At 66.7% G+C, this 21,947-nt stretch carries 17 protein-coding genes and 2 pseudogenes; 9 read left to right on the top strand and 10 right to left on the bottom strand.

All coding sequences use genetic code 11. From position 1 onward, the window contains the following. Window positions 1-10: 10 nt before the first annotated feature. The gene (locus tag AC3IF3_RS13170) at window positions 11-670 is read right to left on the bottom strand and encodes a TetR/AcrR family transcriptional regulator (RefSeq protein ID WP_489229123.1); all 660 of its coding nucleotides are present in this window, start codon (window positions 668-670) and stop codon (window positions 11-13) included. Between the two features lie 121 nt (window positions 671-791). On the opposite strand from AC3IF3_RS13170, the gene AC3IF3_RS13165 reads away from it, so the two are divergent. Together AC3IF3_RS13165 and AC3IF3_RS13160 are read left to right on the top strand one after the other, a co-directional pair. Continuing rightward, window positions 792-1,973, top strand: coding sequence for an HlyD family secretion protein (locus AC3IF3_RS13165; RefSeq protein WP_489229122.1), 1,182 nt, complete (start codon window positions 792-794; stop codon window positions 1,971-1,973). 26 nt (window positions 1,974-1,999) lie between these two features. Further along, a complete protein-coding gene (locus tag AC3IF3_RS13160) occupies window positions 2,000-3,586 on the top strand; it encodes a DHA2 family efflux MFS transporter permease subunit (RefSeq protein WP_489229121.1) in 1,587 nt (528 codons plus the stop codon). A 433-nt stretch (window positions 3,587-4,019) separates the two neighbouring features. Here the strand turns inward: AC3IF3_RS13160 and AC3IF3_RS13155 are convergent, their stop codons facing one another. From AC3IF3_RS13155 to AC3IF3_RS13145, 3 genes are all read right to left on the bottom strand, one after another. Continuing rightward, window positions 4,020-4,358 (bottom strand): hypothetical protein, encoded by a 339-nt coding sequence (locus AC3IF3_RS13155; protein ID WP_489216334.1) that lies wholly within the window; start codon window positions 4,356-4,358, stop codon window positions 4,020-4,022. 357 nt (window positions 4,359-4,715) lie between these two features. Continuing rightward, a complete protein-coding gene (locus AC3IF3_RS13150) occupies window positions 4,716-5,594 on the bottom strand; it encodes a Gfo/Idh/MocA family protein (RefSeq protein WP_489229120.1) in 879 nt (292 codons plus the stop codon). Window positions 5,595-5,718: 124 nt separating this feature from the next. Continuing rightward, complete coding sequence (locus AC3IF3_RS13145) at window positions 5,719-5,961, bottom strand: hypothetical protein (RefSeq protein WP_489229119.1); 243 nt, start codon at window positions 5,959-5,961, stop codon at window positions 5,719-5,721. 162 nt (window positions 5,962-6,123) lie between these two features. Here AC3IF3_RS13145 and AC3IF3_RS13140 point away from each other — a divergent pair, with 162 nt between their 5' ends. Then, the gene (locus AC3IF3_RS13140; RefSeq protein WP_489229118.1) at window positions 6,124-7,335 is read left to right on the top strand and encodes an oxidoreductase; all 1,212 of its coding nucleotides are present in this window, start codon (window positions 6,124-6,126) and stop codon (window positions 7,333-7,335) included. 41 nt (window positions 7,336-7,376) lie between these two features. Here AC3IF3_RS13140 and AC3IF3_RS13135 read toward each other — a convergent pair whose 3' ends face one another. The 4 genes from AC3IF3_RS13135 to AC3IF3_RS13120 all read right to left on the bottom strand — a co-directional run bounded on the left by AC3IF3_RS13135 (window position 7,377) and on the right by AC3IF3_RS13120 (window position 14,105). Then, window positions 7,377-7,790, bottom strand: a complete 414-nt coding sequence (locus AC3IF3_RS13135; protein ID WP_489229117.1) for a site-specific integrase — start codon at window positions 7,788-7,790, stop codon at window positions 7,377-7,379. Between the two features lie 278 nt (window positions 7,791-8,068). Next, window positions 8,069-12,358, bottom strand: a complete 4,290-nt coding sequence (locus AC3IF3_RS13130; RefSeq protein WP_489229116.1) for a diguanylate cyclase domain-containing protein — start codon at window positions 12,356-12,358, stop codon at window positions 8,069-8,071. Window positions 12,359-12,456: 98 nt separating this feature from the next. Then, window positions 12,457-13,269: an IS5 family transposase gene (locus AC3IF3_RS13125; protein ID WP_489229115.1), complete on the bottom strand. Its 813-nt coding sequence runs from the start codon at window positions 13,267-13,269 to the stop codon at window positions 12,457-12,459. 410 nt (window positions 13,270-13,679) lie between these two features. Beyond that, the gene (locus AC3IF3_RS13120; protein WP_489229114.1) at window positions 13,680-14,105 is read right to left on the bottom strand and encodes a Ros/MucR family transcriptional regulator; all 426 of its coding nucleotides are present in this window, start codon (window positions 14,103-14,105) and stop codon (window positions 13,680-13,682) included. Between the two features lie 260 nt (window positions 14,106-14,365). On the opposite strand from AC3IF3_RS13120, the gene AC3IF3_RS13115 reads away from it, so the two are divergent. From AC3IF3_RS13115 to AC3IF3_RS13095, 5 genes and pseudogenes are all read left to right on the top strand, one after another. Further along, the gene (locus tag AC3IF3_RS13115; RefSeq protein WP_489229113.1) at window positions 14,366-14,734 is read left to right on the top strand and encodes a hypothetical protein; all 369 of its coding nucleotides are present in this window, start codon (window positions 14,366-14,368) and stop codon (window positions 14,732-14,734) included. Next, window positions 14,731-15,690, top strand: a complete 960-nt coding sequence (locus AC3IF3_RS13110; protein ID WP_489229112.1) for an AraC-like ligand-binding domain-containing protein — start codon at window positions 14,731-14,733, stop codon at window positions 15,688-15,690. The genes AC3IF3_RS13115 and AC3IF3_RS13110 overlap by 4 nt, the downstream gene beginning before the upstream one ends. A 737-nt stretch (window positions 15,691-16,427) precedes the next feature. Continuing rightward, the gene (locus AC3IF3_RS13105) at window positions 16,428-17,261 is read left to right on the top strand and encodes a PAS domain-containing protein (RefSeq protein ID WP_489229110.1); all 834 of its coding nucleotides are present in this window, start codon (window positions 16,428-16,430) and stop codon (window positions 17,259-17,261) included. A 165-nt stretch (window positions 17,262-17,426) separates the two neighbouring features. Continuing rightward, window positions 17,427-18,386: a helix-turn-helix domain-containing protein gene (locus AC3IF3_RS13100; protein ID WP_489229109.1), complete on the top strand. Its 960-nt coding sequence runs from the start codon at window positions 17,427-17,429 to the stop codon at window positions 18,384-18,386. A 204-nt stretch (window positions 18,387-18,590) separates the two neighbouring features. After that, a pseudogene (locus AC3IF3_RS13095) lies at window positions 18,591-18,962 on the top strand (IS5 family transposase); the annotation flags it as partial. Here AC3IF3_RS13095 and AC3IF3_RS13090 read toward each other — a convergent pair. Together AC3IF3_RS13090 and AC3IF3_RS13085 are read right to left on the bottom strand one after the other, a co-directional pair. Further along, window positions 18,963-19,397 (bottom strand): annotated as a pseudogene (locus tag AC3IF3_RS13090) (helix-turn-helix domain-containing protein); the annotation flags it as partial. Further along, window positions 19,357-21,504, bottom strand: coding sequence for a methyl-accepting chemotaxis protein (locus AC3IF3_RS13085; protein WP_489229107.1), 2,148 nt, complete (start codon window positions 21,502-21,504; stop codon window positions 19,357-19,359). The pseudogene AC3IF3_RS13090 and the gene AC3IF3_RS13085, both read right to left, overlap by 41 nt. 259 nt (window positions 21,505-21,763) lie before the next feature. Between AC3IF3_RS13085 and AC3IF3_RS13080 the strand changes: the two genes are divergently transcribed. Then, window positions 21,764-21,898 (top strand): hypothetical protein, encoded by a 135-nt coding sequence (locus AC3IF3_RS13080; protein ID WP_489216300.1) that lies wholly within the window; start codon window positions 21,764-21,766, stop codon window positions 21,896-21,898. The last annotated feature ends 49 nt before the right edge of the window (window positions 21,899-21,947 follow it).

Below are 21,947 nucleotides of genomic sequence, written 5' to 3'. Positions count from 1 at the left end.
GGCCGTACGATCAGGGGCATCGCTTCGTGGCCGCGCCGGACAGGAACAGTCGCGCGCATCGGTGGGCCCGTTCGACGATTTCGGCCTCCGTCGGCAAGGCGCGCTGCCCCATCATCGCCGCCCTCTGGGGTTCCATCGTCATCATCCCCCGCAGCATCCCCGCAGCCATGTCGGGATCTTCAAGCCGGAGGGTCCCGCGTTCGCATTGCAGCCGGAGATAGGCAGCCAGGACGCGCTGCGTCGCCAGGATCGCCTCCTGGAAAAAGTTCGCCGCCAGATCCGGAAACCGGCCGCTCTCGGCGATGACGAGTTTCTGGATCGCCACCGTCTCCTGTGAAAGGGTGAGCCGTCCATATTCCTCCATGATGCGCGCGAGTGCGTCGTCGACCGGCAATGAGCCGACAGCCACCGGATCGACCGCCAGCATGAACTTGGCGATGCGGTCGGTGATCGAGGTCTGGAACAGGTCGGCCTTGGTTGGGACGAGCCGGTAGAGCGTCTTCTTCGAGATGCCGGCGGCCTGCGCCACGTCGTCCATGCTGGTGCCGGCGAAGCCGCTTACCATGAAGGCCTGCCGCGCCGCGTTGGAAATCAATCCGCGGGTCTCCTCGTCGGACCGGGTCGGGGGCCGTCCCCTCGGACGACGGGCAAGCTGTTCGGTGGCGTCCATCAGAAATTCTCGGTGGGTGGATTGATATCACGGAGATAGGGACCATTTTGGAAACTATCAAGTTTCCGAAATGCCACGCTGGGGTTCAGCGGCGGCATCCGCCTCATCAGGAGCAGCGGCCATGTCGAAGCACCCGGACGCCTTCATCGTCGACCGGCAGGTCCCTGCCGCCGTGGCACTCCCCAGCCGGGACTTGGCTGTCGCGACGACAGAGCTTCCGGTCCCCGCGAAGGCGCGAAGCGGTCTTCGTCGGTTCCTGATGGTCGGCGCGAGCCTCGCGGCGCTCGCGGGCGGCTCGTACTATGGCTGGGACTACTGGACGGTCGGTCGCTTCAACATCTCGACCGACGACGCCTACGTCCAGGCCGACAGTGTCACCATCGCGCCGAAGGTGTCGGGCTACCTCGGTGCGGTCCTCGTCGGCGACAACGAGGCGGTGAAGGCCGATCAGGTCCTGACCCGGATCGACGACCGGGATTACCGCGTCTCCCTCGACACCGCGAAGGCCGATGTCCTCGCCGCCTTGGCGACCATCGAGAGCAAGAAGGCCGCCATCGAGACCCAGCTCGCGATGATCGAGTCGGCCAAGGCGATCGTCACCGTCAGCCAGGCGAGCCAGATGTTTGCCGAGCAGGAGAACAAGCGCTACGCCGACCTCGCCTCGACCGGGTATGGCTCCGTCCAGAACGCCCAGCAGGCGGCCTCCCGCATCGCCGCCTCCCGTGCATCCGTCCAGCGGGACGTGGCGGCGTTCTCCTCCGCGACCAAGCAGGTCGGTCAACTCAAGGCGGAGCTCGCACAGGCCGAGGCCGCCCTCGCCCGCACGCGGGCCCTGGAGCATCAGGCCGAGCTCAACCTGTCCTACACGGCGATCCGCGCGCCCATGGACGGCGTGGTTGGCAACCGCACCCTGCGCGTCGGCCAGTACGTCAATGCCGGGACCCAGCTGATGTCGGTGGTCCCGACGGCGGCCGTCTACGTGGTCGCGAACTACAAAGAGACCCAACTGACCGACGTCCGCCGGGGCCAGCGCGTCACGGTCGAGGTCGACATGTTCCCCGGCCGCACCTTCACCGGCAGGGTCGACAGCCTCGCGCCCGCCAGCGGCCAGACCTTCGCGCTCCTGCCGCCGGACAACGCCACGGGCAACTTCACCAAGGTGGTCCAGCGCATCCCGGTGCGGATCACCCTCGATTCGGCCAGCATCGGCTCCGGCGACCTTCGCCCGGGCATGTCGGTCGAGCCGGTGATCGAGACCAAGGCGGCTGCACAAACGTCGACGACCCTCGTGCAGGCCGAGTGACGCAGAACCCCGAGGAGGGCCGTCCCATGCCCAGCGTCACGCAGCCTGCACTGCCCGGAGCGGTCACCCGCGCCACCACCCGCGAATGGATCGCGGTCTCGGCCAGCATGATCGGCGCCTTCATGGCGATCCTGAACATCCAGATCACGAACGCCTCCCTGCTCGACATCGAGGGCGGCATCGGCACCGGAATCGACAACGGCGCCTGGATCTCGACCTCGTACCTCATCGGCGAGATCATCGTGATCCCGCTGACCGACTACCTCAGCCGGGTGTTCTCCTTCCGGCGCTACATCCTCGTGAACAGCATCCTATTCCCGCTGTTCTCCATCGCCTGCGCGTTCACCCACGATCTCGGCTCCATGATCGCCATGCGGGGCCTGCAGGGCTTCGCCGGCGGCGTCCTGATCCCGATGGCGTTCACCATGGTGCTGACGCGGCTGCCCAAGGCGCAGCAGCCCATCGGTCTCGCCCTCTTCGCACTCGCCGTGACCTTCGCCCCGGCAATCGGCCCGACCATCGGGGGCTACCTCACCGAGAACTACGGCTGGCAGACGATCTTCTACGTCAACGCCGTCCCGAGCGCCGTCATGGTGGTGGCGCTGGCCCTGACCCTCGACCCGTCGCCGATGCGGCTCGACCTACTCAAGGAAGGCGACTGGGCCGGGGTCGTCACGATGGCGATCGGGCTCTCCGCCTTCCAGACCGTGCTGGAGGAAGGCAACAAGGACGACTGGTTCGCCTCGCCCTTCATCCTCAGGCTGGCGGTCGTCGCCGCCGTGTTCCTGACCGCCTTCATCGCCATCGAATTGACGGTCGCGAAACCCCTCATCAACATCCGCCTCCTGAAGCAACGCAACTTCGGCATCGGGGTGCTCGCGAACACGCTCGTCGGCTTCGCCCTATTCGGCACGGTCTACATCCTGCCCCAGTATTTGGGACAGGTGCAGCGCTACAACGCCGAGCAGACCGGCAACGTTCTGGCCTGGACCGGGCTGCCGCAGCTCCTGATCATCCCGCTCGTGCCGCTGATGATGAAGCGCTGGGACGCGCGGTACATCGCGTTCGTCGGCGTCGCGATCTTCGCCGCGAGCTGCTTCATGAACATCACGCTCTCGCTCGACAATTCGGGGGACCAGTTCTTCATCCCCAACGTCGTCCGGGCCATCGGCCAGGCCCTGGTCCTGACCCCGATCAGCGCCATCACCACGGGCGCCATCGCGCCAAGCGAGGCCGGTGCCGCCTCCGGGCTGTCGAACATGATGCGCAACCTCGGCGGGGCCGTCGGCACGGCGGCCCTGTCGACGATCCTAGCCAAGCGCGAACAGTTCCACTCTAATATCATCGGGCAGTCGATCACCCTGACGCGTGACGAGGTCCGTGCCCGGCTCGAACAGATGACCGACTACTTCATGGCGCACGGCGTCGCGGATCGCGCGATGGCCACGGCCAAGGCCGTCGGCCAACTCGGGGCGGTGGTGAAACGCCAGGCCCTGGTCATGGGCTTCAGCGACACCTTCGCGGTGATCGGGGTCGTCTTGTCGGTTGCGGCGGTCTCAGTCCTGCTGGCCCGCCGGTCCGGCAAGGCGGCCGGCTTGGGCGGCGGGCATTGAACACCGCCCGTCCCTCGCCAAGGTCGTGATCGACGCCGGAACATGATGACGTTCGAGCGCCCCCCGAATCGCATCGCCTGCTGGAGGCATGTCGAGGCTGCCGTCCTGCACCGGCAATTCGAGATCTTGGCCGCGGTGGCCTTCGTCGCGACCGACGCTGGCGGTTGGGTGACCGGCGAGACTGTCAAGGCTAGGGCAAGAGTTGGTGGCGTGTTCGTAGAGCGAGCGAGCCCTGGTGCGGGCTCGCCTTCTAGACCGGTGAACTCGGCTTGGCTCCGGCATCGCCAACGTCAAGGCGCAGCTCGACGACCAGATCGCAACGGGCGCCTAGGTGAAGGTCGCATGGTCCCATCGCGACGCCGGGGATGTACGTCGCATCCCCGGCTCCAGGACACAGGTGAATGGAGTCGAGACTTTAATCGGTGGATCGACCCTACCTTTTCGATTCACCCGCATCCTTCGCGCTGACCGAGCCCGTCGTCGATGGCTCGCTGGCGAAGCGGAGCATGCCCTCAGTGTCGATGACGAGCGTGTCGCCAGTCTCCACTGAACGTCCGTACCCCGAACCCCGTACGCGAAGCTCGCATCCCCCCTTGCATTCGACCTCGGTCGAAGCTCCCGCCGCCAGCTTCTGGTCGGCCTGGGTCTCGCCCTGGTCGACCGTGAAGATGTGCTCGGCCTTGTCTTGGTTGGTGACCGTGATCGCGAACGCCGGCGACGCCGCCAGCATGGTGCCGGCAAGGATGATTGCGGGTATCAAATCGCGTTTCATGTCTTTTCTCCGTCCGTTGGCGTTATGCCGTCGTGCCGGGGATGTAGGGCCGGGCCGCGGTCACCCGCCCGGATGACACGGCCAAAAGCCAATCGCTTTTGCGGAGTAGCTATCCGTATTTGAGGACTTCCAATTAGATGTTGGCGACAGTGGGGGATGCAGGTTCGGGGAAAGCTCCGACCGAGCGACGGTCGATGACCACCTGCACCAATCGTCCGGGCCAGGGTTGTATTAGGAATTAGACGTCCTTGTCGGGGCTCAAGGGGAAATCCCGCCGAGAACAGGTCAGCCTGAAAGACGCTATTTCCGATGGCACGCCCGGTCACCCCACGATATTTCTTCGACCGTCTCGACGGGTTATCCCGAAGGGGGACCTGGGCCGTGCTGACGCTCACCGGCCTGGGTTTCATAATGTTCGACGAGGTCGCCGGCGTCCCCGGTGACGTCGATTTGCACGCCCGAGCCGCCGCGCTTGCCGCCCTCGACATGGACCGACAGCACCGCGCCGTCGGCAAGCAGGCCCGAGAGCACGAGTTGGTCCGGGTTAGTGGTCGGGATGCGCTCGCCGGTCTCGGCGATCCGCACCTCGGGGAACGGGTTGACCAGCAGGGCCGAGACGCTCTGAGGCCAGCCCACACCCTGGAACAGCATGTCGAGGAAGTGCCCGGCGTAGATGGCGACGACGCTGGAGAAGTTCTCCGGCGGCACCGTCCAGGCCATTGCCCTCGGCCGGACCTCGTGGAAGTCCGGCGTGCTCACGTGCATCCGCACCGAACGGAGGCGGCCGACGAAGCCGTCCGCGATGAGGTCGCGCAGGTACCGGTTGTGCGGGGCGAGCCGCCGCTGCAGGCCGACGAGGTGGCGAACGCCCCGGTCCCGCGCCATACGCAACAGATCCTGCGCGGTTGCGGTGTCCACCGTCAGGGGCCACTCGCAGTACACGTCCTTGCCGGCGGCGATGACGGCCCGCACGGTGTCCGCGTGCTGGGGCGCGGTGTTGAGCACCAGCACGAGGTCGAGGCCAGGCAGGGCGGCGAGTTCCTCGACCGTATCCGCCACCGTCGCGATGCCGAACCGGTTCGCAGCGGCCTCCGCAGCTTCCCGACGCCTCGCCTGGACGGCAACCACCTCGTGGTCCGGAAGCAGGTCGAGGACCTGCAGGTGGCCGTGGTTGGCCCAGGTGCCGGCGCCGATCAGCCCGACCTTGATCGGGCGTCCGTCTGGATGGGGGTTCATGTCGGTCTGCCTCGGTTCGTCGCCGCGGCGTCGATCTAGGCGTGGTCGGGCAACCTCGGAATTGGGCCAACCGTCCGGGCATTCCGGACGGGGGCGTCCGCAAAGCCGGGGCCGCTAAGGTCCCCTATGTCTCGGCGAGCCACGCCACAGTCCGTAGGGCGCGCTCCCAGGTGACTTCGCGGGATGGGTAGGACGAGCGGGAGTAGGCGGCCACGGGCGTCCAGAGGCCGCCATCCTCCACGTCCCTGCGGAACTCCTCGAACCCCCAGGTCCCGTCCGGCCGCCGGAACAGGTCGACGCAGCGGTCGTGCGCGTCGTTCTCCACACTGGTCAGGACGGTCCACGACCGGTCGATGCGTCTGGTCATGCCTGCTCCGGCACCTTTCGCGGCCCCCGAACCGAACGGGGCGATGGCTGACGAGCATCAACGCGCGACGATTGCGGACTGGACGTCCCGAGTGTCCGGACACGGACCCCGATACCGTCTCGCGGCGTCGCCGGCCATCTTGCCGAGACTGTGGAGGACGTCATGCCAACCCTGTTCGACCCCATCCGGCTCGGCGCCATCGAGGCACCGAATCGCATCCTGATGGCGCCCCTGACCCGGGCCAGGAACACCCGCGATCATGTCGCCACGCCGATGATGGTCGAATACTACCGCCGCCGCGCCAGCGCGGGCCTCATCGTCGCCGAGGCGACGGGGGTCAGCCTGCAGGGGCTGGGCTGGCCCTACGCACCGGGCATCTGGAGCACCGAGCAGGTCGAGGCATGGAAGCCCATCGTGAGGGCCGTGCGCGAGGCCGGCGGCCGCATCGTCTCGCAGTTCTGGCACATGGGCCGGGCGGTCCACCCGAGCATGCCCGGACGAGAGCAACCGGTCTCGGCCTCCGCCACCACGCAGCCGGGCGAGGACCACACCTACGACGGCAAGAAGCCGTTCGCTCAGGCCCGTCCGCTGCGCATCGACGAGATCCCGGCGCTGCTCAACGATTACCGCCGCGCCGCACGCAACGCCCTGGCCGCCGGCTTTGACGGCGTCCAGATCCACGCCGCGAACGGCTACCTGCCGGACCAGTTCCTGCGCGACGGCTCCAACCTGCGCGACGACGCCTACGGCGGCTCCATCGAGAACCGGATGCGGCTGCTCGGCGAGGTGACCCGCGCGGTGGCGGAGGTGGCGGGACCGGACCGGCTGTCCGTGCGGCTCTCGCCCAACGGTGACCGGCGCGGCGTCAACGACAGCGACCCGGCATCGCTGTTCACGGCCGTAGCCGCCATGCTCGACGGCCTCCGTGGCGCCGCACCCGCGCAGCCGCCCGACCTCGGCGGTCAGCGCCGCCACCCGTGCCTCCAGGGCGTCGACCGTCATGCCGGCCTCGTCGAGCACCTCCCTGAAGTGCGCCCGATCGATCTCGAAGTTCGCGCGTTCGACGTCGCGGACCCGGCTCTCGTCGGCCCGGACCTCCTCCAGCAACGCCCTGCCGAAGTCGCCGATGCGCTTCTCCAGGGCCTCCGGCAACTGCATCGTCTCGATGACCGGATGGTGATTATGCATATGCCAAATCTCGCGAATTTGGCTCAATCTCGCACCACGCAGGGGCAGCCCAACCCATCCGATGCCATCTCGTTCGATCCGATCCAGCACCTGCAGCCTTCCCATCCGTTGATCCCGATGGCTCGTTCGGGGGTTTGGGCGCCTTCGACGAAGGAGCGCCAACACGACCGCGGATGCGACCCGTAGTCGATCGCGCCCACCCCCCCGAACACGGTGCCGCCAGCCTGCTACGCGATCGTCCTACGGCGGCGAGGCGTCAGGGCCTGGGCCTCTCTGACGGGCAAGCCATCCAGCGGGGGGAGTTTCACCTTCGCAATCGCGTGCTCTGCGGCCAGCATTTCTGGGCCTTCGCTGTACCGGCCGAGCGTCAGGCCCGAGCGCTTGTGCCCGACGATGGCTGCGAGGAGGTCGCCATCGACAGCGGCACGCTCCGCCTTGGTAATGAACCAGCGTCGAAGGCTATGGAGGTTGACGAGCGAACGCCGCTTCCCCTCAATTTGCTCGTCGACTTTGAGGTCGCGCCGATACTTCGTGAAGCGTTTCGAGAAATACGCACTTCGTTCGCTGACCGACCCCTTAGCCACCGGCGCTGGCCATTCCGGAAAGAAGTCGTCCGCGGGCTTTTCAAGGCGATGGATCACGAGGAGATCCCAGCCTTCATGGCCCGCTTGCGGACGGCCGGCTCAATGAGCGCCTTCGCGCTTGAGCGGATCATCCTGACGGCGCCGAGCGTCGGTGTCGGTGCGCGGAGCGTTGCGGGTTGTGCGCCAGGGGCTGCGAAGAGCGGACCTGCCCCTTTGCGCCCCCTGCTGACCCAACAGGCAGTTCATCCCGTCCCGAATAGCGGACGGGCCGGAACGCACCCTCAGCGGTCCTTCGCACGGCGGTGCGGAGAGGTGTCAGCAACGGGGATGAGCCCTCACGCCGAACGTGCCGGGACCTTCCGACCGACGCAAGCGTCGGGGTCCCAGGTCTTCAGCAGCCACGGCACGCGCGCGCCGGCCATCGGCTTGGCATAGAGGTAGCCCTGCACGTGGTCGCAGCCCATCGCCGCAAGGTGCCGCGCCTGCTCCACGGTCTCCACGCCTTCCGCCGTGACTTTCATCCCGAGGTTCCGGCCGAGGCCGATCACGGCCGCGACGATCGCCGCGTTGTCCGGGTCCCGTTCCAGATCGCGCACGAAGCTCTGGTCCACCTTGATGTGGTCCACGGGGAACTGCTTCAGGTGCGTCAGCGAGGCGAAGCCGGTCCCGAAATCATCGAGCGCGATGCTCACGCCGCTGGCATGCAGGCGTGCCAGCGTCGCGGGCACGGTTTCCGCTCCCGCACCGAGGAATACCGTTTCGGTGACCTCGACCTCGAACTGCGTCGCGGGAACCCCGAAGCGGCTCAGGACATCGAGGATCACGCCGGCCAGATCGGGCTTCTGGAACTCGGCCGAGGCGAAGTTTACCGCCACGCGCCCGAAGTCGAGGCCGCGCGCGGTCCAGGCGCGCATGTCGGACGCCGCCGTTTCGAGAATCCGGTCGCCGATCGCGGTGGACAGCTCCGGTTCCTCGAAGGCCGAACCGAAATAGCCCGGCGTCAACAGCCCCCTCTCGGGGTGCCGCCAGCGGGCCAGCGCCTCGAAGCCGACGATCCGGCCCGTCGTGAGGCAGACCTTCGGCTGGTAATACGGCACGATCTGCCCTGTCGCGAGGGCGGCGCGCATCTCCGCGGCGATTCTCAGCCGGCGCAGGGCGTCCACGCGCATCGCGGCCGAGAACATCACGACGCGGTCCCGGCCCCGCGCCTTGGCCTGGGACAGCGCGATGTCGGCGTCCTTGAGAAGCTCACGCAGGTCGGTGTGGTGATCCGGGCAGGCTGCCACGCCGATGCTGGCCTTGCAGGTCAGCGTCTGGTCCCGGATCTGCAACGGCTGGCGCAGGCGCTCGATCAGCGCTTCCGCATGCTGCACGGCGTTGGGCAGGCGCAGCGGGTCGACGAGGATGAGGGCGAACTCGTCGCCCGTGAGCCTTGCGAGCGTATCGCAGGGCCGCAGACCCTCCCGCAGACGATCGGCGACCTCGCAGATCACGGCATCGCCGACGTCGTGGCCGAGGGTGTCGTTCACGTCCCTGAGATGGTCGAGGTCGATCAAAAGCAGGCTCACGCCGGTGCCGTCCCGCTCCGCCGCCGCCAGCGCCGCCTCCGCGCGCCCACGGAACAGCTGCCGGTTCGGCAGACCCGTGAGCGCGTCGAGGTTGGCCGTCTGCCACAACTTCTCCTGCGCGAGCTTGCGCTCCGTGATGTCGAAGGTGATCCCCACGATCCGATCCGCATCGACCCGCTCGACCGACGAGCACAGCCATTGCATGCGGCCGGCGGGTGAGAGGTAGCGGAACTCGCGCTCCTCGCGCGTGCCGCAGGTTCGGATGAAGTGCGCCATCTGTGCGCAATCGTCCGGGTGTACGCGATCGAGGAACTCCGACCGCGATTCCACCGCCAGGCCGAGGACGTGGGGGGCATTCTCGGTTTGGGTGACCCGACCCGTCTTGAGGTTGTGCTCCCACGCCACCATCCGGCCGGCGCGCAGGGCGAGACGCAGGCGCTCCTCGCTGGTGCGCAGCGCGGCGATCGCCCGCCGCTGCTCGGTCACGTCGCGTACCGCACCGACCATGCGGACGGGCCGCCCCCGCGCATCGCGGACGACGAAGGCCTGGTCGATCACCTCCTTGTAGCCCCCGGTACCGCTGCGGTAGCGGTACTCGGCCTGCCACCGATCGTCCGTGCCCTCGACGGCCGCGGCGAAGCTGGCGATCACGCGCGCGCGGTCCTCGGGATGGATCCGAGCCGCCCAGCGCGACCATGACGGCTTGCTCTCCTCATCCGTGTAGGTGCGCACCTCGCCGGTCGCCTTGATCCAGGCGACGTCGTCCGACGCCACGTCCCAGTCCCAGATGCCGTCCTGCGTGGCGCGCACCGCCAGGCGATACCGCTCCTCCTGAACCCGGATGGTCTCGGCCGCCTCGTGACGCTCGTGGATGTCGGTGATCGTGCCGACCCACTCCTGGACCCGACCCGTCTCATCCTTCAGCGGGACGGTCCGGCCCAGAACCCAGCGGTACCGGTCCTGCGCGTGGCGGACCCGGTAGGTGGCACTGCCCGCCTGCCCGGTCGCCATGGTCGCCTGCCAGATTGCGGTGATCGTCTCCCGGTCCTCCGGGTGCACAACCTTCAGCCAGCCATCACCGAGATAGGCGTCCGTGGCCTGTCCCGTATATGACGCCCAGCCGCGGACCTCGATGATGCTGCCGGCGGCGTCCGCGCGCCAGACCATGGTGCCGGTGGCTTCGATCAGGGCCTGATAGCGCCGCACCGTCGTTCGCAGGTCGGCATCCAGCGCGACCTGGGCGGTGATGTCGCGGGACACGGCCAGAATGCGCTCGGGGCCGTGTCGGCCGCCCGCGAGCGGGCTGAGGTTGACCGCCCACCATTTCGGCTGCCCCGAGGGCGTCAGGCAGAAACCGCGGAAGCTGGCGCTGCGCCCGGCCCTTGCGTGGGCGAGCGCGGCCTGGGCCGCTTCGTGATCCGCCCCGTGCCAGAACGCGAGCCAGGATCGTCCGAGGCGCGGCTGGATGTCGTCGATCTCCATCAACGCCTGCCCGCCGGCGCTCATGAACAGGAGATCGCCCCCCGGATCGACGAGCATCACGCAATCCGTGCTGCTCTGGAGCAGGCCACTGAAGAGCGCGTCGAACAGCCCGTGCTCGGTGCGATCCGGGGGCGCGAGGCCGGTCGTCGGATCGCGTGTCTGCTCGTCCGCGGTCCAGGCGGGCCCAACCGCCTCGGACCCGTAGAGGTGATAGCCGCCCCGACCGGCGGCCTTGGCGCGGTAGAGCGCCTGGTCCGCGCAGGTAAACAGGCGGTCGGGGTCGAGCCCATCGTCCGGGGCGCGCGCGATGCCCATGCTGAGGCCGATGCGCACCGGATAGCCGCCGAGATCGACCGGCGCCGCGACCGCCGCCAGCAGCCGCTGGGCCAGTGCGGCCGCTTCCGCGACGCAGCCCGTCCCGGTCCGGATGATGACGAACTCGTCGCCCCCCAGGCGCGCCACCGTATCCGCGGGGCGCAGGACGCGTTTCAGCCGCTGCGCCACCGCGCACAGCAGACTGTCGCCGGCCTGATGGCCGAGGGTGTCGTTGACCGGCTTGAATCGATCCAGGTCGAGGCAGAACAGCGCGAAGCCGCCGCCGCCGCGCTGGGTCCGGGTGATCTCCCGCGCGAGCCGCTCGCGGAAGAGGAGCCGGTTCGGAAGGCCCGTGAGCGGATCGTGACGCGCCATATGCGCCATCTGCCGCTCGGCCTCCTTGCGCCGGGAGATGTCTCGGATGACGGCGACGTAGCCGTCCGACGCCCCCGTCGCCGGGTCGGTGGTGAGGTTGAACGAGACCTCGACCCAGACCCACGCGCCGTCCTTCCGGCGGTAGCGTTGCTGACTGACCGCTTGTTTGAGCGTGCCGCGCCCCACCTCTTTCAGCAGGCGGGCGAAGGCTCGCGCGTCCTGCGGATGGACGGACTCGATCGGCCGCGTGCCGAGGAGTTCCTCCGGCTCGAAGCCGAGCAGCCGTTTCGCGGCGGGCGACACGTAGCGGCGCGTCCCGTCGAGGTCGCAGCGGACGATCAGATCGGTGGCGTTGTCCGCCAGCAGCCGGTACAGGGCCGCGCTGTCCCGCGCCTCGCGCTCCGCCTTGCTCATCCGCAGCAAGGTGACGGCGATCTGCGCCAGGCTCCGAAGCTGGTCCTGTTGCTCGGCCGAGAACGGGCGCGGGACCCGGTCGATGATGCACAAGGCGCCGAGGTGGATGCCGGGGGCGAGTACGAGGGGCGCGCCCGCATAGAAGCGGATATGCGGCTCGCCCGTGACCAGCGGATTATCCGCAAACCGCCCGTCACGCGTGGCGTCCTCGACCACCATCACCGCGTCGGACAGGATGGTGTAGGTGCACAGGGAAACCCCACGCGCGGTGCCGGGCGTGTCGAAGCCGCATCGACCCTTGAACCGTTGCTCGGTCTCGCCCACGAGGCTGACGAGGGCGATCGGAACGCCGAACAGCGCCTGCGCGGTCCGGCAGAGCGCGTCGAATTGCGGCTCGGCGGGAGAGCCGAACACGTCGAGTTCGCGCAGGGCTTCCAGACGTCTGACCTCATTCGGATGAACCGGATGCATATCTGATCCACTCGGGTCCGCTTGCACCCCCCGGGTGCCTCGCCTCGCTCGACCCGACGAACAGTCTGTGGGGCTTATGTTAGAGTCCGTCCGAGAAGTCAGGCTGATCGGGCGAGGCGTCTGACGAGGATCATGACGGCTGCGGCGTAGAGGAAGGCTCGTGCGGAGGCGAGTGTCGCTTCCGGATCCTTCCAGAGGCGTCGGTTGCGGCTGATCCAGGCGAAGAACCTCTCAACGACCCACCGACGTGGATGAACAGCGAAGCCAACCTGATCCGGCGGCTTGCGCACGATCTCCACGGCGATGATCGTCGCGCTCGCTGGCTTGTCGCCGGCATAGCCGGCGTCGGCGAAGGCCTTGGTGATGAACGGGAAGGTCCGGCGCGACAGGCGCAGGACCGGACCGGCTCCGTCCCGGTCCTGCACGTCGGCAGGTTGCGGATCGAGGACGAGCGCACGCCCTTCCGTGTCGACCAGAGCTTGGCGCTTGCGGCCTTTGACCTTCTTGCCAGCGTCGTAGCCGCGCGGCCCGCCGCTCTCCATCGTTTTGACGGTCTGGCTGTCGAGCACGGCTGCAGACGGCGAGGCTTCCCGCCCGACACGCTCGCGATCGGCCATGACGAGGTGATGGTTGATCCGGCCGAACAGCCCTGTGTCGCGCCAGCGGCTGAAGTAGCCGAACGTCGTCGAACGCGGCGGCAGATCCTTGGGGATCATCCGCCAGGAGATCCCACCTCTCAGAACGTAGAAGATGGCGTTCAGGACTTCCCGTGTCGTCCAGAGCGGAGGCCGGCCACAGGACGCTGGCCTCGGCATCAGCGGCGCGATCACAGCCCACTCGGCATCGGTGAGGTCAGTTTCATAGCGAAGGCCCGCGCGGCTATGCTGCCGCCGGGTGGTCGGGGTCCACATGGCGCTTCCAGGTTAGGCTTCAGCACCCTCCTGGAATCATCGCCATCCCGGCCACTCAACCCCGCCTCAGGCCCTTATCGGACGGGCTCTTAAAAGCCGGTTCATTCGACGCCGACCGACAAGAAATTCACGGCCGAAAACCGATGTACGTGTAGGAATTTTCCATACATTGCGCATGAAATCGGACTGAATGCCGATGATGTTTTGAATGAATAGTGTACCTGAGATCCACTGAGCCGCGTGGATCGGGGCAACTTATCCGATTTCACCTTGCACCTTGCCGATCGATACGCGCACCGGTCTTCGCACGGCGATTTGGCTCGCCGGGGCGGGAGCGCCAGCGAGGATCATCGAAAACGAGATCAAGGCTTCCCCATCGGTCATCGGCAGCCGCGGGTACCCGTGTTGCATCAATCGGCGCGCGTTCTCGGCTGACCGAGACCGATTTCCCTGGCGATCTGGGCGCGCTTCTCGGCGTAGCTCGCGGCGACCATCGGGTAGTCGGCAGGTAATCCGTACCGCTCGCGATAGCGCTTCGGGTCGAGCCCGTGGCTAGTCAAGTGCCGCTTCAGCGTCCTGTAAGCTTTGCCGTCAATGAAACTGATCAATACATCCGGCTTGACCGACTTGCGGATCTGCGTCAGCGTCGCCTTCTTCTCGAATGCGATCGACGTGTCCTGTGCAGTTCCGTTCACGAGCCCGTTCAAAGCCGCGTGGATATGGCCGATGAGGTTCGGAAGCTCAGACGCGGGAACGGAATTGTTCGCGACATAGGCTGAGATTATATGGCCGGCCAACCCCATGGGAAGGAGGGGGCGCCGTTCGTTGATGTCCATCATACGCTCCGTACCCTTGATCATCTGAGAAGTGACAGTCCGAACGAAGTTCATTAGAAACTCTGTATTCTGCTTTGGGCAGTGCAGAGCGCGGCCCCGGAGGCTGCCGCGGCGATGACCGCCGCTCCCCGACTTGCTCCGGCTCTCGGGAAGCTGAAACACAGATCTCCCGCATTCGCTGCTCAGGGCCATGGCTTGAACAGGGTTGACCTGTTCCCTCGCCAAATACTGCGTCCTATTCGAAGGATCGATGCCCAACGATGAGCGTCCTCGTTCTTACTGAGAACGTCATCGTGCAGACGCAATCCCCGCTTCCGCCTCTCACAGCCACGCAGATCGTGATCGCACTCGGGCGCGATGCCGTCTGCGCAACCCATTGCGCCGCCCGCACAGTGCAACTCCGTTCCGGAGCGGCTGAAATGCGCGCGCTCTGCCCCTCCTCGCGGCCGGATGACGAGACCTTCGCGTGCCGTGAAGAAGTATCGTCACGTGGAAATTTTTTTAATCTTGATCTGGCGGAGCCGGATGCTTTCAGCCTACTGGGGGGCCATATGAACCTGACGGTGCGATGTCGGATCGGCCGAGTCAGCACTCATCGTCGGCTATTTGAACGGCTGAGGGCCAGGTGAAGACCGTTTTCTCGACAGAGCACGTCCACCCGCGTGATCGGTTCGATTTCTGGCACGACGTTGCGCGAAAGGATGTCGTCGATCACGCCGCCACGCCGAAATGCCGGGCCACCTTTCGGGCTGAGCTGCGCTCAGGCGCGGTCGGGGCCATCGGCCTTGTCTCGTTCCAGAACTCGGACATGTCGGTCACCCACGCGCGCGATCACATCGCGCACGCGAACACCGATGAGGTGCTCGTCTGCCGGCAATTCGGTGGGCGGGTCGCTCTCGAGCAGGACGGCCGCCAAGTCGTGCTGGAGCCGGGGGATATCACGCTGATCGACCCGAGCTTGCCCTATCAGGGACGGTTTTCCGAAGCGTCGGACGTGCTCGTGTTGAAGGTCCCACGGCAGCTCGTGGAAGCCCGCCTCGGGCAGATCCGGGAGATGACCGCGCGGGCGATCAGGCCCTGCACGGCCGAGAACGGTCTGCTCTCGGCCAGCCTTGCGATGCTGCCGTTCCACACACCGGACGCGGGCTCGACCGCCGAGGCACTCTTGGAGCCGCACCTGCTTGATCTGATCACCCTCTCCGTCGGTCGGACGATGGGGCAGGACAGGGCGCGCACATCGTCGTCCCGCTCACTCGTCCGCGTGCGGCTGCGGGCCGTGATCGAAGCGCGCTTGGCTGACCGAACGCTCGACGCCGGCACGGTCGCGAGCGCAGCCGGGGTCAGTGTACGATACGCCAATGAGGTCCTGGGCGACGAGAGCACGTCGATCGTGCAGCTCATCCAGGCGCGGCGCCTCGCTCGCTGTCGGCAGGCGCTGGAAGACCCCCTTCAGAGAGGCCGGACGGTGAGCGAGATCGCCTATGGCTGGGGGTTTTCGGACATGACCCATTTCGGCCGCCGGTTCAAAGCCGGATACGGCGTCTTGCCCAGCGCGTATCGTCGCCGCGCCGGGCCGAGTCACTGAACGTCGGCCACGGGCTTCGTTTCGTCTGCGGGACTGTTCGCGGCCTGCAGGCAACGCTTGGTGTTTCATCCCGCGGGGATGGCCGCAAGGCGAACGGGGACGCGCGGCGTCTCGTCCCGCGGACGATCCCCCGGCCGGCTGCGGCGGACCTCGCAGCTTGGCGCATCAGCCCGAACGGCGCCCACGGCTTTGGGGAACAGATGATGCGTCCTCGGCGGCGGCAAATGCGATCGGGCGCATGACGGCCCGCCGTCGCGTCGGTCGCGGCCCTGCCTGCCGGGGACGTCCCCCCAAGACGCTGGCGATCTGATCGCCCTTCTCGTTGAACGTGCACTGACCGGCGTCGAGGCGCGCCCGGGCGCAGGGCTCCGGGGTGGCTTGGCGCGTGAGCGATCATCGGTCCGAACGACAGCCTTCGATCGCGGCGTCATCTCGATACCGCGCATACGCTCACCCAACAGAATCGAGGATGCCGAGCATATACCCTGTGGCGCCGTTGAACTTAATTTGAGTGTCAAATTTCGGTTCCACCCACAAAATCCATGTGTTTACTTTAAATACAAAGAGATTTGGCTGCGATTTTCTCAAGCACAATATTTAAATTGATGGGTCGATTTCGGCAGACCGAAGATGTATCACATTGCTCGACGACGGATGACCGCCGGGCAAGTTCTCCGGATACCGCTGCGGTTCCCGAGAAAGCTGCTGCGCCGCCGGCGAAGAAGGTCGAGACGAGGGTGCGTCAGGATAGATCTCCACCGGGCGACAGCGGGCCCGCCGCGCGCGAGACGGCCGCGGATGGCGCACGGCACCGCTGCAACCCGGCGATCGCGCCGGCGCCGGAGACCCTGTTCGCGGCGTTCATTCGGCAGGCACAGGTGTTCGTCGGCATCGCCGACACGAAGCTCACACCCGTCTTCCTGAACGCGGCCGGGCGCAGGATGGTCGGGCTTCAACCCGACGACGACATCTCGGCCATTCCGATCCCGGACTTCTTCCACCCCGCCGACCAAGCCGTCATCCGCGACGTCGCGCTTCCGACGCTGTTGCGGGATGGCCGCTGGGAGGGCGAATTGCGCTTCCGGGATTTCGGGGGCGGCGCCGGGACGGCGGTCCGGGGGCGCGCCTTCACGCTCTACGATGAGGATGGAGGGCTCATCGGCGCCGCGACGATCAGTACGGACATTTCGGCGCGCACCCGCGCCGAAGCCCGGCTGCGCGCGAGCGAGACCCGGCTTCAGGCCGCCATCGACCTCGTGGACCTCTCGACCTATTCCTGGGATCCCCGCACGGGCGCGCTCGATTGGGACGCGCGCCTGAAGGCGCTGTGGGGCTCCCCCCGACGCGCCCGTCGACGAACAGGTCTGGCTGTCCGCCATTCACCCCGACGACCGCCCGCGCGTCGAGGCGGCGGTGGCGGACCTGTTCTGGCTCTCGGATGCGCAGAGGGCGGCGATCGAGCTGTCCGGGCGGTGGACGACCGCTCGTGCGCCAGGCCAGCTCTTCAACTTTTAGTGATCGACGCGCTGCGGGCGGCAATCGAGGGCCAGAAAATCAACTTTAGAGATTAATATAGCATCTGGCGCTGGGCTAAATGTGTTTCAGGAGTATTATCTGAGGTTGCTTGCCGAGCCTGTTGCAGCTTGACATTCAAAAAACTACGATCATTCAAAACGATGGCGATCTTATGGCGATTTACTGATTTCACGTAATCGTGAAATGTAGAAGACTCATGTATGAAAACTTTATTTTCCACCGAGTACCTTCATCCTCGCGATAGGCTCCGGGTTTGGCGAGAGACCGTGATCGAGCATCTCATCCCCATTGAGATCCAGCGCCTCGACGACGGGCCGTTCGCTGCCAAAATGGAGGTCGCCGGTGTCGGTCCTCTCCGGATGTCGCGCCTCACACAGGGCGCCTTGCGGACCGAGACCACACCCAGAACCACGCGGCATCACGACGGGGCTGAAATAATAGCCGTGTGCTTCAATGTCGCCGGTGCATCGACGAGCCTCCAAGACGGACGGGAAGCCGTGCAACGGCCGGGCGACATCGTCGTGCTCGATCATCGTCCGGCCGTGATTACGACGAGTGCGGGCAGCCAATCCGTGATCCTGGATCTGCCGCGCCAGCGCCTGGAGCACATACTCGGGCCCTCGCGGCTCTACACGTCGCTGACGATGGGGGCGGATCTCGCCTCGACAGCCCTGACATCGAACTTTTTCCACGAGCTGATCCGGGTGCATCGTCAACTTACGCCCGACGCGGCCGAGCGCATGGCGTCGATCGGCGCCGACCTGATCGTGGCCAGCATCGCCGCGCGACTGGCACAGGAGGTGCCCCGGTCGCTCCACGGCACCGTCGTGGTCCAGCGCGCCAAGGCCTATGTCGAAGCTCACTTGAACGATCCGACCCTCGACCCGCCCCAGCTCGCCGCAGCGGTCGGCGTATCGCTGCGGCGGCTCCAGGAGCTGTTCCACGCGCGCGGCCAGCACATCTCCGACTGGATCTGGCGCCGCCGGCTGGAGACGGCGGCCAAGCGCCTGTGCGACCCGGGCTACGCCCATCTGCCGATCGGCACCCTGGCCTACGGGACCGGCTTCGCCAGCCAGGCCCACTTCTCCAAGCGCTTCAAGGACCGCTTCGGCATGACCCCGCGCGCGTACCGGGATGCGGCGCTGGTGAGCGCCCCATAGGCGACCCTGATGGGCGCGCCGGCGCACAGGCGACCCGGCGCGTGGTCCGGACCTGACGCTTGGGACCGGCGGCTATGGTTCGGACGCACCCGCTCAGACGGTCAAGCTGCGTGCGTTCAGGCCCTCGGGTGTGAACCGAACCAAGCCATTGCATGGTTTGTCGGTTTGTGAGTCCAGGCGGCCGTTTGCGGCCTGGAGGTGACGATGGCGAACCTGTTCTGGCTCTCGGATGAGCCGTGGGCGGTGATCGAGCCGTTCATGCCCAGGGACCAGCCCGGACCCGAGCGGAACGACGACCGGCAGATCATCTCGGGGATCCTGCACGTTCTCACGTCGGGCTGCCGCTGGCGCGACGGCCCGGCCGCGTATGGCCCGCGCACCACGGTCTACAACCGCTTCAATCGTTGGTCGCGGCGCGGCTTCTGGAAGGCGATGCTGACCGCGCTGGCCAAGGCCGGGTGAACTAGCGATGCGGCCGCTCTCGACAGCAGCTACGTCCGGGCTCAGGCCGCCGCCCATGCGCTGGAGGGCGCCCGGATTCAGGAGGGTCACGGAGCGCCCGCGCGTGGTGATCAGCCCGTTACGGCGGAGCGTGGTGAACGTCCGGCTCACGGTCTCGCTCGAGAGGCCGAGATAATCCCCGATGTCGGTGCGCGACATCGGCAGCTCGATCGATCGCATGGTCGAAACTCTGCCCACGAAGTCGATCAGAAAATACGCACGCTTCTCAGAGGCGCCGGCGCGACCGATCACAGACAGATCCTCCGCCCGCTCGGCCATGCGCAGGGGCCACGACCAGAGCGCGTTCGCGATCTGCGCGTCCGATGCCGCAAGCGCGTCCAGCCGGGAGCGGGAACAGCGTACGGCCCGCGTGTCGCTGACCACCTCGGCGGACGAGGCGTGCCGTCGGGCGCGCTCCATCCCGAAGAACTCCCCGGAGAGATGGAACCCGCGCACGACCCGATTGCCATCACGGCTGACGTTGATCGTGCGGACCATGCCGGCCACCACGCAATAGACGAAATCTCCGACATCGCCTTCGGCGTAGAGGGTCGCGCCAGGGGAGAAATGGTCGACCCGCCCGAGAGACGCGATGCGAGCGAGGGTGAGATCGCCGGTGCCCCGCGCCAACGCGGGCGGCCAAGTGTCGTGAGGGCCGGGAGCGGGCAATACGTAACCATACTGCAGCATGACGCTCCCCTGCGGTGGCATTCATAGATCGGATATTGTCCCATCTCGCACAATGCGGAGAACACCTAGCCTGCCTGCTCCTTCGGATTGTGTTCAGGCCCACACGGTCGATGACGTCCTCCCGCTCGGAGCCGGCGGCCAAGCTCTCGACCTCGCGCACGCCCCGGGATCGGCCTTCGGTCGAGCAAGCGTCGAAGGCCTCGACGATCCGACAGGGCCGGCGACCGGGGTCGACGACGGCGGCCACCCCCGCGTCACGGATGATGTCCAACGTCATGTCATTCATGCATCCGATTGTATTGGCGATCGACTGGATCGCACCGACGGCCTTCGTGGTCGATGCCTGGATCGCATCGATCTGCGCCGAGATATCGGCGGTCGCGTCGGCGGTTTGGGTCGCCAATTCTTTGACTTCCGCGGCCACGACGGCGAAGCCGCGGCCCGATTCACCCGCTCGCGCCGCCTCGATGGTTGCGTTGAGCGCGAGAAGATTGGTCTGTCCGGCGATGCTGGAAATCAGCCCGACCACCGCGCTGATCCGGCTGGCGCTCTGCAGCAGATCCTGCACGATCGCAGCGGTTGCGTTCGCTTCGTCGACAGCCGCGCGCGACAGGGCTTGCGCATCCCGCACTTGCCGGCCGATCTCTTCTACGGACGAACCCAGTTCCTCCGCCGCGCCAGCGACGACGGTGACATTGGCGGACGCCTGCTCGGCTGCGGCTGCAACCGCAGTCGAGCGCGTTGTCGAGTGGGTGACGATCGCATTCATGTCGCCGGCCCCGGCTTCGAGCGCGCGGGCCGACGCGGCGACGGTCTCGACGATGCGTCCGACACTCGCCTCGAACTCTCGGCTCAACGCCTCGAGCGCATCCTTGCGTCGCCGTTCCGCCCCGGCGCGGGTGCGTGCGTTCTCGATTTCCAGCTCACGGTTGCGCTTGAGCCCCGTTTTAAAGACTTCGACGGCCGCCGCCATACCGCCGATCTCGTCGGCTCGGCCGACGCCGGGAATGGCTTCGTCGACATTGCCACCCGCGATGCGCGACATACTGTCGGTCATCTGCCTGATAGGCCGCAAGACGTGGCGGTAGACCAGAACCGAAATCCCGATACTGATTGCCAGCGAGCCGACGATGATCGCAATCGCGAAGTAAAGGCGCTGCGTCGCGTCGGACAGTTTCGCCTGGATCGCGTTGTCGGCCTCAGCAAAGGCAGCGTCACGCAGGGCGATGACCTTGATCCATGTCGGGACGGTTTTCTCGCGGTAGGCCCCTCCGGCCAGGGGATATTGCCCGGTGATGGAACTCTCGAACACCGTTTGGTTGAGGGCCCCGAACTCATCGATGTAGGTTGCCTTAACGGCCAGGACTGAATCCTTAAGCCTTTGCGGCGTCGATGACTGCTCAAGGAGTGGAGCAAGCCTGTTCCATACCTCCGTGATCTGGCCGCGGAGCTTGAGGATCGTCCGACGCTCGGCGTCGGACGCCGGTTTGCCGCTCGCGATGAAATTCAGCAGCAGGCCGGCCTCGCGACCTCCGGCATCCCGCAGGTCCAGGACGAGGCTCGCGAAGTCTGCGTACCGGAAAGCGTTGCCGTCGATGGCGGCGAGTTGCCGGGTCTGGTCGAGCATCGCCGCTATCACGATCCGGTTGATCTCGGCACTCTGATCGATCGCGCGCTTGATGGCGTCGCCGCGCCCCGCCGGCGGCACCTGGAGGATCTGATCGTCGCCAGTGGCGCGTGTCTCCCTCCATAGATTCACGATCTTCGTCGTCTGCTCAGCGAGGGGGGCCACGGCAGCGTCTGACATCGCCAACACGCTGGCCGCGGCCTGGGCGGCAGCCATCGCCGCATCGGTGGCCTTGCGCATCGTCACCAGCGTATTGTCTTGCGGCTGATCCCCAACCGGCCGCGTGCTGATGAGCAGCATGCGATGCCCTGGCCGGGCACGGCGTGACCGCCAGCACGGGCGGACTGTCGCGGTTCTTTACCCGACGCGGCATCACCCACAGAGAAGGGCTCTCTACGCGGCTGAGCAGGACAACATTGACTGTGATCGCGCCTGTTTTCGCGCATGATCCTGTGAATTCCAAAGGGATCATCCCTTTGGCGGGGTCTCGGGGCAGAGCCCCGAGGATCGGGCAGCGCTTGCGCCCTGCACCCGCGACAGGTCCCGGACCTTCACCACGTTGAAGCACCTGCTGCAGACCACGGCGGACTGCCACGCCGCCAACCGCCGAGCCTTCCCCCGCTTCACGCCCGATGCGTGCCGCGACTGCCTGACCGCGGCCCGATCCGAGAACGACATCGCCGTTGCTGCATGATCGCGTGCAGATCCGGTCATGACACGGCAGAGCTGTCTTTATGGAAAAT

Source organism: Methylobacterium sp. J-118, assembly GCF_057836565.1.
The sequence above is the reverse complement of the archived record's forward strand: the minus strand, read 5'-3'. Positions and strand labels throughout refer to the sequence as shown.